Origin of the sequence: Rhodococcus tibetensis (assembly GCF_024438035.1) — a bacterium.
Classification (GTDB): domain Bacteria; phylum Actinomycetota; class Actinomycetes; order Mycobacteriales; family Mycobacteriaceae; genus Rhodococcus_F; species Rhodococcus_F tibetensis.
Map to the genome: position 1 here is coordinate 18,417 of NZ_JANFQF010000006.1, position 15,542 is coordinate 33,958.

Genomic DNA, 15,542 nt, shown 5'->3' on the forward strand with positions numbered 1-15,542 from the left:
AGTGGGAGCTACCAGCAAGGCGCACAGCCCGAACGAAGTGAGGAATTCGATGGTCAAGCTGGTGAGTCGCGTATCCGCGATCAACTGGAACCGCGTTCAGGACGAGAAGGACGCCGAGGTGTGGGACCGCCTCGTCGGCAACTTCTGGCTACCCGAAAAGGTGCCGGTGTCCAACGACATCCCGTCGTGGGGCACGCTCACGGCGCAGGAGAAGCAGCTCACGATGCGGGTGTTCACGGGGCTGACGCTCCTCGACACCATTCAGGGCACCGTGGGCGCCGTCAGCCTCATCCCCGATGCGATCACCCCGCACGAGGAGGCGGTGTACACCAACATCGCGTTCATGGAGTCGGTGCACGCCAAGAGCTACAGCTCGATCTTCTCGACGCTGTGCTCTACCCGCGACATCGACGACGCCTTCCGCTGGTCCGAGGAGAACCCGAATCTCCAGCGCAAGGCCGAGATCGTCATGGACTACTACCAGGGCGACGAGCCGCTCAAGCGCAAGGTGGCGTCCACCCTGCTCGAGAGCTTCCTGTTCTACTCGGGCTTCTACTTGCCGATGTACTGGTCGTCGCGCGCCAAGCTCACCAACACGGCCGACCTGATCCGCCTCATCATCCGCGACGAGGCCGTGCACGGGTACTACATCGGCTACAAGTACCAGAAGGGTCTCGAGCAGCTCACCGAGGCCGAGCGCGACGACCTCAAGAACTACACGTTCGAGTTGCTGTTCGAGCTCTACGACAACGAGGTCGACTACACCCAGGACCTCTACGACGAGGTCGGCCTCACCGAGGACGTCAAGAAGTTCCTGCGGTACAACGCCAACAAGGCGCTGATGAACCTGGGTTACGAGGGGCTCTTCCCGAAGGACGAAACGGACGTCAACCCGGCCATCCTCTCGGCGCTCTCACCGAACGCCGACGAGAACCACGACTTCTTCTCCGGCTCCGGCAGCTCCTACGTCATTGGCAAGGCCGTCAACACCGAAGACGAAGACTGGGACTTCTGACAGCGTTCTACTCGCCCAATGCCTCCGCGGTGCAGTTCGACTGCATTGGTGGGGCATTGGGCGAACTGCGTTCAGCGCTGAAACCAGGCCTCCGGCACGTCCTGCAGTGCCTTCTCGAGTCGCAGTCGCGAAGACGAGGTGAGGTCGGGCGGCACCGCGTCTGGGGTAAACCATGCGACCTCGAGGTTCTCGTCGTCGGACACCGATGCGGCTCCGCCGAGGTACCGCGCGAGAAAGCACACGTCGAGGTACTGCGCGACGTCGCCGTTGGGGTAGGTGATGGGTCCGGTCACGTCGACGCTGGTGATCCGGACCAATTCTGCGTCCACACCGGTCTCTTCACGCACTTCCCGTAGCGCCGCGGGGCCGGGCTCCTCGCCGGGTTCGAGGACACCCGACACCACGGCCCACTTTCCGTTGTCGGCGCGGCGGGTCAGCAGCAGCCGCCCGTCGTCGTCGCGGACGACGACGCTCACCCCCGACAGCCACAGTGGCGCGTGGCCGATGTGCCGGCGCATCGCAGTCACGAACTCCGGGACGGGCACGAAAGTCCTCCTAGCCGGCGTATCCGTTCAAGGTGTTCCGCAGATCTGTCAGCACAGCCCGAGCCGCCACCAGCCCGTTGCCGTTCCAGACCTCACCCTCGACGGCGAACACGCGACTGTCGACGGCGGCCTCGAGGTCTTCCCACGCTTGCCCGGACATGACGTCCTCGGCGTGCTGCGTGCCGTCCTTGCCGGCGAGGACGGCGTAGATGAGATCACCCTCGGCGCGGTCGAGTTCGGCGCCCGCGATCGGTTCGGTGACCGCACCTTCGAGGTTCTGGTAGGCGGGTCTGCGGACACTGGCGTCGGTGAGCACCTGACCGGCAAACGCCGCCGGACCTTCCACTTCCAGGGTGTCCGCGCCGAAACGAACAACGGATGCCTGGGTTTGCGCGGCGTCGATGTCGATGCCGAGTTGCTTCGCGTCCGCCTGGTACTGCTCGAGCGCAGCCGTGGCGGCGTCGGCCCGGCCGAGGGCGTTGCCTGCGAGGATGAATTGCGCCTTCCAGTACACGGGATCCGAGCCGACGAACACGGTGGGCGCGACAGGGGAGAGCTCGCCGTACAGTTCACCGGTCGCCGGACTCGAACCGAGGATCACATCCGGCGCCGCCTGCGCGATCCGGCCTACGTCCGGTGCGCCGGCCGGGCCGACACTCGGAAGTTCGGAGATGCCCGTGCCGAGGTATCCCGGCTGTGGGGAGTCGCCGTCGCCGCTCGTCGCGGCACCGACGACGCGCTCCCACAGACCGAGTGCGCACACCGCGTCCAGTGCGGCGCTGTCGAGTACGACGATTCTCTGCGGATCCGCAGGTACGTCACTGGTGCCTGCCGTATGGACCACCCGGTGGGTCGACGACCCCGACAGCGCCGAGTCGACCGGTGCCGGGCCCGGGCACGCCGTCGTGGTGTCCCGCTCGATGCCGACTACCGCGGCGCCGGCGATCTTCGTGGTGGTCCGAACGATCGAGGACGCGGGGTCGTCGTCGGCCGGTTGGGAGCAGCCGGCGAGAGCGAAGACGGCGACACCGGCAACGAGACCGAGGGACGCGCGGCGGACGGTCGAAAACCTGCGAAGGGACAATTCGGCGACTTCCTGTGTGAACGGGCGCGTTCAGGTTAGCCGCTGTGCTTGTCGACCTCGAACGTGTCCGACAGGTCGTCGAGAATCAGGTGTGCGCCCTGGATGCTGACGGGTGACATCCAGCGGGCGTCGTCGACGTCCACCTTGCGTCCCTGCAGCGTTTGCCACAGCGGGCTTTCGAGGAAGGGTCGGGCGGCCTCGGCACTCTTGCCGGCCGGGTCCTGCCAGGTACTGACGAAGATCACGTCACCATCGGCGTCGCTGAGCAGCTCCGGGCTGATCGACTGCATGATGTTGCTGGGGTCGGCCGGGTCCGGCCCCTGGCTCTGTGGCCGGGCGATTCCCGCATCGTCGAGCACGATGCCGCTGAACGAGGTGGTGCGGTAGAGCCGGGCGGTGGGTTCACCGGCAAATCGGACCACCGAAACGACCGGGTTGGACGCCTTGTTGTTGATGTCGGCACCGACTGCCGCGGCGCGCGCCTCGTAGGCGGTGATCTTCTCGTTCGCGAGCTCTTCCCTGCCGAGCGCCTGACCGACGAGACGGATGTTCTCCTTCCATGTGGGACCGGTCGTCTCGGTGAAGATGGTCGGCGCGATCGCCGACAGCTGCTCGTAGTTCTTTCCGTCGCGTACTTCGGCCGAGATGATGAGATCCGGCTGGAGTGCGGCAATCTTCTCGAGGCTCGCGGTGCTCACCTTGCCCACCGACTCGGCTTCCGGTGCGTACTCGTCGCGGGTGCTGCCGAGGTAGTCGGGCAGCCCGGGGTCGCGGTAGTCGACATAGCCGACGAGCGGCGTCTCGAGGAGGAGTACGGCATCGGTGAAGCTGTTGTCGAGGGCCACGACCCGCTGCGGTGCGGCGGGTATCTCGGTGGTGCCGCGGAAGTGTTCCACCATGCGGGGAAACTGCGCAGAAGCGGCGGAATCGGGCGTGGTGGCCGGCTCGTCGTTGCTGGAACAGGACGTGACGGCGACGGCGGCCGCGAGAGCGACGACGCCGGCCACCGCGCGGCGCCGGGAAAGAACGTTCACTTGGAGCTCCTGAGGGACGTTAGGTAAGCGATACCTTAGCACCGGTAACGGGGCGATCGGGGCGGTCTCCCCAGCCCCTCCGGCGGGCATTCGCGACACGCCGTATCGGGTGAGAAGGAGCACGTCTCACGGAGACAATCCGCTGGTCGGAGATGCCCCTGTCGGCGCTGAGCGGGGGTAAGTACGACAGGAGGTAGGACCGAGTCCGAGACCGATCGGGGCACCGTCTACGATTCGATGAGCGCAAGCCAGAGACCGTTCGCCTCGCAGCCCGGGGACGGACGCGCATTCAGGAGGATCAGTGACTGCCGTAGCGCCCCAGCCAGTCCCCGCGATAGCTGCAGCCAGGCCTTACCCGCCGCGGCAGGGACCCAAGGGCTCGTTCATCTTCAAAATGATCACGACCACCGACCCCAAGGTGCTCGGGATCATGTATTTGACGACCTCGATCATCTTCTTCCTCATCGGAGGCCTGATGGCCCTGATGATGCGTGCCGAGCTCGCTGTGCCCGGTATGCAGTTCTTGTCGAATGAGCAGTTCAACCAGCTGTTCACCATGCACGGCACGATCATGCTGCTGCTGTACGCGACCCCGATCGTCTTCGGCTTCGCCAACTACATCCTGCCGCTGCAGATCGGCGCGCCCGATGTCGCATTCCCGCGCCTGAACGCCTTCAGCTACTGGCTGTACCTGTTCGGCGCCATCATCGCGACCGCCGGCTTCATCACACCGGGCGGCGCGGCCGACTTCGGCTGGACCGCGTACACCCCACTCACCAGTGCCCTGCACTCCCCGGGTGTGGGTGCCGATCTCTGGATCATGGGCCTCGCGGTCGGTGGCCTCGGAACCATCCTCGGTGGCGTCAACATGATCACGACCGTGATCTGCCTGCGTGCCCCCGGTATGACCATGTTCCGTATGCCGATCTTCACCTGGAACATCTTCATCACCAGCATCCTGATCCTGCTGGCGTTCCCCCTCCTGACGGCCGCTCTGCTGGGTCTGTTCGTCGACCGTCACCTCGGTGGTCACATCTTCGATCCGGCTACCGGCGGCGTACTGCTCTGGCAGCACTTGTTCTGGTTCTTCGGTCACCCAGAGGTGTACATCATCGCGCTGCCGTTCTTCGGCATCGTCTCGGAGATCTTCCCCGTCTTCAGCCGCAAGCCGATCTTCGGCTACAGCGGTCTGGTGTATGCCACGATCGCGATCGCTGCCCTGTCGATCGCCGTGTGGGCGCACCACATGTACGCCACCGGCGCGGTGCTGCTGCCGTACTTCTCCTTCATGACCTTCCTGATCGCGGTGCCGACGGGGGTGAAGATCTTCAACTGGATCGGCACGATGTGGAAGGGGCAATTGACGTTCGAGTCGCCGATGCTCTTCTCGGTCGGCTTCCTGATCACGTTCCTCTTCGGTGGCCTCTCCGGCGTGATCCTCGCGAGCCCGCCGCTCGACTTCCACGTCACCGACAGCTACTTCGTGGTGGCGCACTTCCACTACGTGGTCTTCGGCACGGTCGTGTTCGCCACCTACGCCGGCATCTACTTCTGGTTCCCGAAGATGACCGGGCGGATGATGGACGAACGCCTCGGCAAATGGCACTTCTGGACCACGTTCATCGGCTTCCACGGCACGTTCCTCGTGCAGCACTGGCTCGGGGCCGAAGGTATGCCGCGCCGGTACGCCGACTACCTGCCGTCGGACGGGTTCACCATGCTGAACTCGTTCTCCACCATCTTTGCTTTCGTGCTCGGTGCCTCCACGCTGCCGTTCATCTGGAACGTCTTCAAGAGCTACCGGTACGGCGAGGTCGTGACCGTCGACGACCCGTGGGGGTACGGCAACTCGCTCGAGTGGGCTACCACCTGCCCGCCCCCGCGTCACAACTTCACGGAACTGCCGCGTATCCGCTCCGAGCGTCCCGCGTTCGAGTTGCACTACCCGCACATGGTGGAGCGGATGAAGGCAGAGGCACACGTCGGCCCCGGGCACGGCGGCAAGCACGCCAGCACCGTCCTCGAGGAGGAACGTCACGCGCCGCTCACGGTCCGCGGTGAAGGCGAGCCCGGCACCGACTCCGGCCGCTAGATACAGATCGTTTCGGAAAGGCCCCGCCCCACCATCGGGCGGGGCCTTTCACTTGGCACAATAGGTGCCGGACATGCCGCGCGAGCACGACGACCTTCCGTGCTGCTGCGCACGTACGACGAACGGAGTTCTTTTCAGCGTGAGTAACACGAACGGAGTTCGTAGTGGGCGCAGCTGACACCACTGTCCTGGTGACCGTCACGGGGCCCGACCGCCCCGGTGTCACATCGGTGCTCTTCGCGGCGCTCTCCCGCCACGACGTGAGCCTGCTCGATGTGGAACAGGTGGTGATTCGTGGCCGCCTGACCCTCGGCGTGCTGGTGGCCTGTCCGGAGGATGGAGAAGCTCTCCAGGAGGAACTGGAGGAGGCGATGGCCACCGTCGGCATGTCTGTGGACGTAGAGATCGGGGCGGACCCCGGCCGACAGTCGCTGTCCACCCATGCGGTGGTCATTCTCGGTAGTCCGGTGTCCGCGCGGGCGCTGCGGTCCGTCGCTCGTGAAATGGCGAAACTGGGCGTCAACATCGACTCCATCCGGGGTGTCGCCGACTATCCGGTGACCGGCCTCGAACTTCTCGTCAGTGCTCCCGCAACGGCCGCGGTGGACAAGCAGCTGCGAACGGTGCTGGCCGAGGTAGCCGTGATGGAGAGCGTCGACATCGCAGTCGAGCGGGGTGGGCTCGCGCGCCGGGCCAAGCGGCTCATCGTCTTCGATGTCGACTCGACCCTCGTCCAGGGCGAGGTCATCGAGATGCTCGCTGCCCGGGCCGGGGTCGAGGACGAAGTGCGTGCGGTCACCGAATCAGCGATGCGCGGCGAGATCGACTTCACCGAGTCGTTGCACCAGCGGGTGGCGACGCTCGCAGGTCTCGACGCCTCCGTGATCGACGACGTCGCCGAGGGTCTCGAACTGACACCGGGCGCTCGGACCACCATTCGTACCCTGCGTCGGCTCGGCTTCCACTGCGGTGTGGTGTCGGGCGGCTTCCGTCAGGTGATCGAGGGGCTCGCACACGAATTGGAACTCGATTTCGTGCAGGCCAACACTCTCGAGATCGTGGATGGGAAGCTCACCGGACGAGTCGTCGGCGACATCGTCGACCGGGCTGCCAAGGCGACTGCGCTGCGCAAGTTCGCCGCCCAGGTGGGTGTGCCGATGGAGCAGACGGTCGCGGTCGGTGACGGCGCCAACGACATCGACATGCTCAATGCCGCCGGTCTCGGTATCGCGTTCAACGCGAAGCCTGCGCTCCGTGAGGTTGCCGATACGGCGTTGTCGCATCCCTTCCTCGACGCCGTGCTGTTCATCCTCGGCGTCACCCGCGACGAGGTCGAAGCCGCCGACGCCGTGGACGGCGTGGTGAGACGAGTTCCGCTGTCGTGACGGAACGCTCCGCGGACGCGATCGTCCACACTGGCGCCGCCGACGATGCTGCGCTGTGGGAGGCGCGCCACGCGGTCCTCGCGGCCGGTTACGGTGGGAGTCCCGATCCGGAGGATCCCGCTCTGGTGCTCGCTATGCCGATCGTGCTGCACATCCCCAAGTCGGACCCTCCGTCGCGCAGTGCCTTGCTGGCGGCGGCCGCGACGGCATCGGTGGCACTGTGCCTCGACCCACGCGTCGGTGTCGACCCAGACGGGGAACCGGGCCCCTGGCGATCGGCGTACCTCGCGTGGGTGGGATCTCGCATCCGCAAGGTGTCGCGCCGGGCGCGCGGGGCGCAGTGGCGCGCAGCGCAGGAAGTCGACGGCATCACGGTGGAGGTCGACGGCGCGCAGGCGCGAGCGCTCGTCCCCGGCGGGGTCGGCGCGCTCGACCCGCGCATCAAGAAGCTGCAGATCGGCGGAACCGACCTCGACCACGACGACCCCGGTGCCGCTCCGTACGGGACGCCCGTGCTGTGGGTCGACGCCGCGCTGGATATGACCGTCGGGAAGGCCGCCGCGCAGGTGGGGCACGCGTCGATGCTGCTCGCCGGAGCGATGAGTGTGGACGCGGCGAGGCGGTGGGCGAAAACCGGCTACCGCCTCGCCGTCCGTGACGCCGACTCGGCGACGTGGGCGGCGTTGTCGGACCTCGTGTCCGCCGGGCGCGCGGTCGCGGTGCGTGATGCGGGTTTCACCGAGGTGGCTCCCGGATCTGTGACGGTGATCGCCGCCCTCTGAGCGGTGGGTCCAGTACCCGCGGCTTGGCTATGGGGCGGCGGCCGGATGCCGGGAACACTGGCGACCATGCTCGTTCGACGTTTGATCTCTCTTTTCACCGGACTCTGGTTGTACGGCTTCTCGATGGCCATGATGATCACTGCGGGACTCGGCCTCGATCCGTGGGATGTCTTCCATCAGGGCGTCGCGGGCCGCACGTCACTCAGTTTCGGTGCCGTGACTGCCCTCACCGGCGCCGGGGTCCTGCTGCTCTGGGTTCCGCTGCGGCAGAAGCCAGGATTCGGCACGATCGCCAACGTTGTGGTCATCGCGGTGTCCGTGGACACCTCCTTGGTGTTTCTCCAGCCCGCCGAGTCGGTGGCCCTGCAGGTGGTGATGATGATCGGGGGCGTCGTGCTCAACGCTCTGGCGACCGTGCTGTACATCGGCGCCGGTCTGGGCCCGGGACCGCGGGACGGGCTGATGACCGGTCTGGTGCGGCGAACCGGATTGTCGGTGCGCCTGATTCGCACGTCGATCGAAGTTGTTGTGCTGGCGACCGGCTGGCTGCTCGGCGGAACTGTGGGGCTGGGGACCGTGGTCTATGCGCTGGGAATCGGCCCGTTGATCCAGCTGATGATGCGCGTCGGCGGTTTCTATCCCACCGCCCGGAAGACAAGCAGCCCCGGCCCGGACAGCGTGATCGTGGAGTCGCCCGAGATGGGGCCACCCGGTTCGGGTGCGCCGTCAGGGGAGTTGGAATCGAATTCGGCGAGCAGGGTTCCGTAGAACCAGTCGGGGTAGCCCAAGGCCACCTCGATCGGTCCCCCGGCGTGGAAGATGAGGAGCCAGCTGTCGTCGGTGAGCTGAAATCCGTCCTCGGTGTGGGACCGGATGTCGGACCCGTCGATCCATGCCTGCAGGGTGCGGCGTGAGTCGTCGTGCCACGCACGGTCGTTCATCTCCGCACCGTCGGCCCCGAACCAGACGAGGTCGGGGTGACCGGTGGGTGTGTGTCGCCCTTCGAAGAATTCCGGTTGCCGCAGTGCGGGAGACGCGCGACGCAGATCGAGGGCGCGCGTGACGAACGCGGTGAGCGTCCGGTCACCGGTGCTCCAGTCGAGTGGCCAGGCATTCTCGCGCGGAGTATCGGCGGGGACGCAGTACGCGTTGTTGTTTCCGCCCAGCGAATGACCGAACTCGTCGCCCGCCGTGAACATCGGGGTGCCCGTCGAGAGGGCGAGCGTCGCGAGCAGAGCGCGGACATGACGCCCTCGGGCGTCCGTGATCGACGGGTCGTCGGTGGGTCCCTCCACGCCGTGGTTGACGGAGTCGTTGTGGTCGGCGCCGTCCCGGTTGTTCTCCCCGTTGGCCTCGTTGTGCTTGCTCCGGTACGCCACGAGATCGGCTGCGGTGAAGCCGTCGTGGGCGGTGACGAAGTTGACAGAAGCCCAGGGGCGGCGACTGTGGAACAGATCCTCCGACCCGGCGACGCGCGAGGCCAGTTCGCGGACACCGGTGTCGCCGTTCCAGAAGCGGCGAACGGTGTTGCGGTATCGGTCGTTCCACTCCGACCACTGGGGACCGAAGTGCCCGACCCGGTATCCGTCGGTGGTGGCATCCCACGGTTCGGCGATGAGTTTGCAGCGCGAGAGAACAGGATCCGCGGTGATGGCGGAGAACACCGAAGCCCGGGAGTCGAATCGACCTCCTTCTGGTCGGCCGAGGGCGGAAGCCAGGTCGAAACGGAATCCGTCGACCCCCATGTCGTGTGCCCAGTAACGCAGGCTGTCGCAGATCATGCGGACGGCGATGGGGGAGTGCGCGTCGACCGTATTCCCGCATCCCGTGAGGTCGATGTCGCGGCCGCCGGCGTCGAGGAGGTAGTAGCCCGGAGCGTCGAGACCACGCCAGCTGAGGCTGATCCCGTCGACGCCCTGTTCGCAGGTGTGGTTGTAGACGACGTCGAGGATGACCTCGATGCCGGCTGCGTGCAGGGCATCGACCATGGTGTGGAATTCGGCGATCTCGTCGCCGGGCACGGCAGCGTAACCGGGATGAGGCGCGAAGTAGGACGCGGTCGAGTAGCCCCAGTGGTTACGCATTCCCCGTTCGCGCACCGTGTGTTCGGACACGTGCGCGTGCACCGGCAGCAGTTCCACCGCCGTCACCCCGAGTCGGACGAGATGTCCGATGACCGCGGGTCCCGCCAGGCCAAGGTAGGTGCCGCGGTACTGCGGAGGGACGCCCCGGTGTCGTGCCGTGAACGCGCCGACGTGAAGTTCGTAGAGGACCGTTTCCTCCCAGGGCCTTTCGATCCTGGGACCGGTGGTGCGGTGGAGGGCGGGAGTCACGACGGACAGCGGCGCATGACCCAGGCTGTCGAGCGGCGACGGCGCACCGAACGGGTCCGCGTCGTGGGCGAGAAGGGCGCGGTGGTCACCGAGACCACCGATCATCCGTTTCGCCCACGGATCGAGGAGGAGTTTGGCCGAGTTCATTCGGATACCCGCGTCGGGGTTCCAGTCCCCGTGTACCCGGTAGCCGTAGCGCTGGCCGGGACCGACGCCGTCGACCACTCCGTGCCAGATGCCGTAGGTGCGCTGCACGAGGTCGATTCGTGACTCGCCACCCTCCGGCGAAATCAGGCACACCTGTACCAGGTCTGCGTCCGGGGCATGGACGGCGAACTGGGTACCGGTGCCTCGGACGTGTGCTCCCAGGGGAAATGGCGATCCGGGCAGGCGCAGGCTCGGCGGGAACGAGGGTCTCTCGCCGGCACGTGAATCGATGTGAGACGACACGTAACTGATCCTGCCGCGAATGCGCCGAAGATGTGCGGGAAGATGGGTGCGTGCATCAACCTGATCCTGATCTGCTCATCGAATTCGACGATGTTCTCCTCCGGCGCGGGGGCAACACCCTCGTGGGGCCGGTGTCCTGGAAGGTGGAGCTCGACGAGCGATGGGTGGTCCTCGGTCCGAACGGAGCAGGCAAGACGTCGTTGCTCCGGATCGCGGCCGCCGAACTGCATCCGACGAGCGGAAGCGCCTACCTTCTCGGCGAACGGCTCGGCCGCGTCGACATAGGCGAACTGCGACCGCGGATCGGACTGTCCTCCTCGGCGCTCGCCAACCGGGTGCCGTCCGAGGAGGTCGTGACCGATTTAGTCGTCTCCGCCGGTTACGCGGTACTCGGACGCTGGCGTGAGCGCTACGACGACATGGACACCGACCGTGCCGTCGAGATGCTCGAGAGCCTCGGCGCCGAGCACCTTGCCGGGCGCACGTACGGCACCCTGTCCGAGGGGGAACGAAAGCGCGTACTGATCGCCCGTGCGCTGATGACGGACCCGGAACTGCTGCTGCTCGACGAGCCCGCCGCCGGTCTCGATCTCGGTGGGCGCGAAGAACTCGTCGCTCGCCTCACCGACCTCGCCGCCGACCCCGACGCTCCCGCGACGGTCCTCATCACCCACCACGTCGAGGAGATCCCGCCCGGATTCACCCACGCGCTGCTCCTCAACGAGGGCAGGGTGGTCTCGCAGGGTTTGCTCGACGACGTGATCACCTCCGAGAACCTCAGCGAGGCGTTCAGCCAGTCCATCAGCCTGGACAAGGTCGACGGCCGGTTCTTCGCGCGGCGGACCCGCGTCGCCGGTGCGCACCGGCGGGGCTGAGGACCGGAGGTCACAGCGGGACCGACTGCGATCCGCATCACCCGGCGGCGTAGGTTCCGAGACATGGTCTCGAAGCAAGAGCAGGCGCCCCGCGACAGTACCGACGTGGCACCCAAGGACGCGTCCACCGTCATCCTCATCCGCGACGTCGTGGCAGACGTCGCGGCGCCCGGTATCGAGGTGTTCCTCCTCCGCCGGGTGAAGGGGATGGCGTTCGCCGGCGGCATGACCGTGTTCCCCGGCGGCGGGGTCGACCCGTCGGACGCCGACGCCGAGGTCGACTGGGCCGGACCGTCCGTCGACTGGTGGGCCGGGCGGTTCTCGACTGATGCTGCGCGCGCGAAGGCCCTCGTGTGCGCGGCGGTGCGCGAGACGTTCGAGGAATGCGGCGTGCTCCTCGCGGGACCGAGCGCAGACACGGTCGTGGCGGACACGTCCCGTTACGCGCAGTTCCGTGCACAACTCGAGAAGCGCGAACTCTCGTTCAGCGACTTCCTGAGGCGCGAGAACCTCATGCTGCGGACCGACCTGCTACGGCCCTGGGCCAACTGGATCACCCCGGTCGGCGAGGGCCGGCGCTACGACACGCGATTCTTCGTCGCCGCCGCACCGCACGGCCAGATCGCGGACGGCGCGACGTCCGAGGCCGAGGACGTGCAGTGGCAGAGTCCAGCCGCGGCGCTCGCGCACTGGCAGGGCGGCGGAAGCATTCTGCTGCCGCCGACGTGGAGTCAGCTCACGGCGCTCACCGCTTTCGGTTCGGTCGCGGAGGTGCTGGCCGCGGAGCCGGAGATCCCGGTGATCTTGCCGACGCTTGTCACGGACCGAGAGCAGCTCCGCGTGGAGTTCCCGGGACAGGACGGCTACTACGAAGCCGGTCCGCATCCGTGGGCGTCTCGCGATTGAACGCGATGCGGCGGCCCGCGAAACCGGGTCGGAGGCAGACAAGTAGCCTCTTCCCTCATGGCTGAATTCGTCACTCTCGAGGTTTCCGAAGGCATCGGCACGATTCGACTCGCGCGTCCCCCGATGAATGCTCTGAACCGGCAGGTCCAGCAGGAGTTGCGTGCCGCTGCACGGGAAGCGAGTGTGAATTCCGACGTCAAGGCAGTGATCGTGTACGGCGGAGAGAAGGTGTTCGCCGCCGGCGCCGACGTCAAGGAAATGTCCGAGATGAACTTCGGTCAGATGTCGGATGTCATCACCGATCTGCAGGCAGACCTGGCCGCGGTGTCCGAGATTCCCAAGCCGACCGTCGCCGCGATCACCGGGTACGCGCTCGGTGGCGGTCTGGAGGTCGCACTCTCCGCGGATCGTCGTATCGCCGGCGACAACGCCAAGCTCGGTGTCCCCGAGATCCTTCTCGGCATCATTCCCGGGGGCGGCGGCACGCAGCGTCTCGCTCGGCTGATCGGGCCCTCGAAGGCCAAGGACCTGGTGTTCACCGGTCGCTTCGTCAACGCCGACGAGGCGCTGGCGATCGGTCTGGTCGACGAGGTGGTGGCACCCGACGAGGTGTACGAGACCGCACGCCGTTGGGCGTCCCAGTTCACGAAGGGCGCCGGACGCGCGTTGGCCGCGGCGAAAGCCGCCATCGACCGGGGGCTGGACGTCGATCTGAACAGCGGGCTGGCGGTGGAGCGGCAGCTGTTCGCGTCTCTGTTCGCCACTCGGGACCGCACGATCGGGATGGAATCGTTCATCGAGAACGGCCCAGGTAAGGCCCAGTTCACGGGCGAGTAGTCTGACCCCGGGAAAACTAGAACCTGTTCACTCTTACCAGCGAGTAGGATTTGCCGCATGACTGCTAGCGCCCATGACGACCCCGCTCCTCATCCGCACGCTACCGCCGAAGAGGTCGAGGCGGCGCTGAAGGACACCAAACTCGCCCAGGTGCTCTACCACGACTGGGAAGCCGAGACGTACGACGAGAAGTGGTCCATCTCGTACGACGAGCGGTGCATCGACTACGCGCGGGGTCGCTTCGACGCCGTCGCGGGGGATCAGCCACTTCCCTACGAGCGGGCGCTCGAATTGGGCTGCGGTACCGGTTTCTTCCTTCTCAATCTGATGCAGGGTGGGGTCGCGAAGACCGGTTCGGTCACCGACCTCTCGCCCGGCATGGTCAAGGTGGCATTGCGCAATGCCGAGGGCCTGGGGTTGCCCGTCGACGGCCGCGTCGCCGACGCCGAGACGATCCCCTACGAAGACAACACGTTCGACCTCGTCGTCGGACACGCTGTGTTGCATCACATCCCGGATGTCGAGCAGTCGCTCCGTGAGGTACTGCGAGTGCTCAAGCCCGGTGGACGTTTCGTGTTCGCCGGTGAGCCCACCACGATCGGCAACTTCTACGCGCGCTGGCTCGGGCGCGCCACGTGGGAGACCACGACTCGTATTACCAAGCTGCCGTTCCTCGCCGAGTGGCGTCGCCCGCAGGCAGAGTTGGACGAGTCCTCACGCGCCGCAGCTCTCGAAGCCGTCGTCGATCTCCATACGTTCGATCCGAGCGACCTCGAGAAGATTGCCGAGTCCGCCGGCGCCGCGCAGGTGCATGCCGCCACCGAAGAATTCGCGGCGGCCCTGCTCGGGTGGCCCGTCCGCACCTTCGAGGCCGCTGTGCCGCCGGAGAAATTGGGCTGGGGCTGGGGGCGTTTCGCGTTCACCGGATGGAAGACACTCAGCTGGGTCGACGAGAAGGTTCTCCGGCACGTGGTGCCGCGTGGGTTCTTCTACAACGTCATGATCACCGGCGTGAAGCCCGGCAACTGAATTGGGCTATGCGTTCACTCCCGAAGACGTGGAGTACCTGCAGAGTCCTGCAGGCGCAGCGGCTCTCGCCGAGGTGGAGGAACTTGCACTGACCACGTCTACGCGCCTGGCCGATATCGGCCGGGCGCGTTCGCGTTTCGGCTCTCGAGTGGCCTTGCTGGTGGAGACGGTGCTGTTGCGGCGTAAGGCGTCGGCCAAGCTGCCTGGCAGCGAGGGCTGGCTGTTCACCGACGATGCGCTGCAGCAGGCGACGCCGCGTGCGGTCGCCGCACATCGTGCGTTGCGGCTGAAGGACCGGAACGTCCACGACGTCACCTGTTCGATCGGTGCGGAACTCGCTGCGGTGATCGGGACGGCGAACAGGGTAATCGGCAGCGACCTCGACCCGGTCCGGCTCCTGATGGCGCAGCACAACGTTCCCGGGGCGGCCGTTCTCCGCGCCGACGCGCTCGTCCCGTGCACGCGCGACACCGTCGTGCTCGCGGATCCGGCGCGACGGTCCGGCGGCAGGCGCACGCACGACCCCGCCGCGCTGGAACCGCCCTTGCCCGACCTCATCGACGCGTACCGTGGCCGAGACCTCGCGGTGAAGTGTGCGCCGGGCCTCGATTTCGACCGGCTCGCCTGGGAAGGCGAGGTCGAGGTCGTGTCCCTCGGCGGCGGCGTGCGAGAGGCGTGCCTGTGGTCACCGGGACTGTCCGGAGCCGGGGTCACCCGGCGGGCGAGTGTCCTCGACTCCGACGGCACTGTCTGGACGGTGACGGACGCCGAGGACGACAACATTCCGGAACGCGCGCCGGGGGAGTGGATCGTCGATCCGGACGGAGCCGTCGTCCGCGCGGGGCTGGTGCGGCACTTCGCGGCCAGACACGGACTGTGGCAGCTCGATCCCCGGATCGCCTACCTCACCGGTGATTCGGTTCCCGACGGCGTGCGGGGGTTCCGCATCCTCGAGCAGGTGAAGTATTCGGAGAAGTCGCTGCGTCAGGAGCTGGCGCGTCACGATTGCGGGGTGGCGGAAATTCTCGTCCGGGGTGTCGACGTCGATCCCGCGGTCCTGCGTCCTAAGTTGAAGCTGCGCGGAAGCCGTTCGCTCAGTGTGGTGATCACGCGGATCGGTCGAGCGGGCGTCGCCTTCATCTGCGCTCCGCGCCTGTGAGCACTTGTCAACCGGG

The 15,542-nt window shown here is 66.7% G+C and carries 13 protein-coding genes and 1 pseudogene; 10 read left to right on the forward strand and 4 right to left on the reverse strand.

Annotated elements, in window-relative coordinates; translation table 11 throughout:
* Nucleotide 1 precedes the first annotated feature (1 nt).
* Nucleotides 2–1,015 carry a class 1b ribonucleoside-diphosphate reductase subunit beta gene (gene nrdF / locus NOF53_RS08540; RefSeq protein WP_255967300.1) on the forward strand — a complete coding sequence of 338 codons (1,014 nt, stop codon included), beginning with the start codon at nt 2–4 and terminating at the stop codon, nt 1,013–1,015.
* A 71-nt stretch (nt 1,016–1,086) separates the two neighbouring features.
* On the opposite strand, the gene NOF53_RS08545 is transcribed toward nrdF, so the two are convergent.
* The 3 genes from NOF53_RS08545 to NOF53_RS08555 are packed head-to-tail and all read right to left on the reverse strand — an operon-like array spanning nt 1,087 to nt 3,678.
* A complete protein-coding gene (locus NOF53_RS08545) occupies nt 1,087–1,560 on the reverse strand; it encodes an NUDIX hydrolase (protein WP_255967302.1) in 474 nt (157 codons plus the stop codon).
* Nucleotides 1,561–1,570: 10 nt separating this feature from the next.
* Entirely contained in the window at nt 1,571–2,644 is a 1,074-nt protein-coding gene (locus tag NOF53_RS08550; protein WP_255967304.1) for an ABC transporter substrate-binding protein, read from the reverse strand.
* A gap of 35 nt (nt 2,645–2,679) precedes the next feature.
* Nucleotides 2,680–3,678: an ABC transporter substrate-binding protein gene (locus NOF53_RS08555; protein WP_255967306.1), complete on the reverse strand. Its 999-nt coding sequence runs from the start codon at nt 3,676–3,678 to the stop codon at nt 2,680–2,682.
* 301 nt (nt 3,679–3,979) lie between these two features.
* Here NOF53_RS08555 and ctaD point away from each other — a divergent pair, with 301 nt between their 5' ends.
* The 4 genes from ctaD to yczE all read left to right on the forward strand — a co-directional run bounded on the left by ctaD (nt 3,980) and on the right by yczE (nt 8,705).
* Entirely contained in the window at nt 3,980–5,770 is a 1,791-nt protein-coding gene (ctaD, locus tag NOF53_RS08560; RefSeq protein ID WP_208961302.1) for an aa3-type cytochrome oxidase subunit I, read from the forward strand.
* Between the two features lie 164 nt (nt 5,771–5,934).
* Nucleotides 5,935–7,155 carry a phosphoserine phosphatase SerB gene (gene serB / locus NOF53_RS08565; RefSeq protein ID WP_255967310.1) on the forward strand — a complete coding sequence of 407 codons (1,221 nt, stop codon included), beginning with the start codon at nt 5,935–5,937 and terminating at the stop codon, nt 7,153–7,155.
* Nucleotides 7,156–7,175: 20 nt separating this feature from the next.
* A complete protein-coding gene (locus tag NOF53_RS08570) occupies nt 7,176–7,937 on the forward strand; it encodes an aminoacyl-tRNA hydrolase (RefSeq protein WP_255967701.1) in 762 nt (253 codons plus the stop codon).
* A gap of 66 nt (nt 7,938–8,003) precedes the next feature.
* A complete protein-coding gene (gene yczE, locus NOF53_RS28020) occupies nt 8,004–8,705 on the forward strand; it encodes a membrane protein YczE (RefSeq protein ID WP_255967313.1) in 702 nt (233 codons plus the stop codon).
* Nucleotides 8,706–8,722: 17 nt separating this feature from the next.
* Here yczE and glgX read toward each other — a convergent pair.
* Nucleotides 8,723–10,720: pseudogene (gene glgX, locus NOF53_RS08580) on the reverse strand (glycogen debranching protein GlgX); the annotation flags it as partial.
* A 50-nt stretch (nt 10,721–10,770) separates the two neighbouring features.
* On the opposite strand from glgX, the gene NOF53_RS08585 reads away from it, so the two are divergent.
* The 5 genes from NOF53_RS08585 (at nt 10,771) to NOF53_RS08605 (ending at nt 15,526) form a co-directional block, all read left to right on the forward strand.
* Complete coding sequence (locus NOF53_RS08585; protein ID WP_255967315.1) at nt 10,771–11,595, forward strand: ABC transporter ATP-binding protein; 825 nt, start codon at nt 10,771–10,773, stop codon at nt 11,593–11,595.
* A gap of 63 nt (nt 11,596–11,658) precedes the next feature.
* Nucleotides 11,659–12,501 (forward strand): NUDIX hydrolase, encoded by an 843-nt coding sequence (locus NOF53_RS08590; protein ID WP_255967317.1) that lies wholly within the window; start codon nt 11,659–11,661, stop codon nt 12,499–12,501.
* 57 nt (nt 12,502–12,558) lie between these two features.
* Nucleotides 12,559–13,338, forward strand: coding sequence for an enoyl-CoA hydratase/isomerase family protein (locus NOF53_RS08595; RefSeq protein ID WP_255967318.1), 780 nt, complete (start codon nt 12,559–12,561; stop codon nt 13,336–13,338).
* Nucleotides 13,339–13,395: 57 nt separating this feature from the next.
* Nucleotides 13,396–14,367: a class I SAM-dependent methyltransferase gene (locus NOF53_RS08600; RefSeq protein WP_255967319.1), complete on the forward strand. Its 972-nt coding sequence runs from the start codon at nt 13,396–13,398 to the stop codon at nt 14,365–14,367.
* Between the two features lies 1 nt (nt 14,368).
* Nucleotides 14,369–15,526: a THUMP-like domain-containing protein gene (locus tag NOF53_RS08605; protein WP_255967321.1), complete on the forward strand. Its 1,158-nt coding sequence runs from the start codon at nt 14,369–14,371 to the stop codon at nt 15,524–15,526.
* The last annotated feature ends 16 nt before the right edge of the window (nt 15,527–15,542 follow it).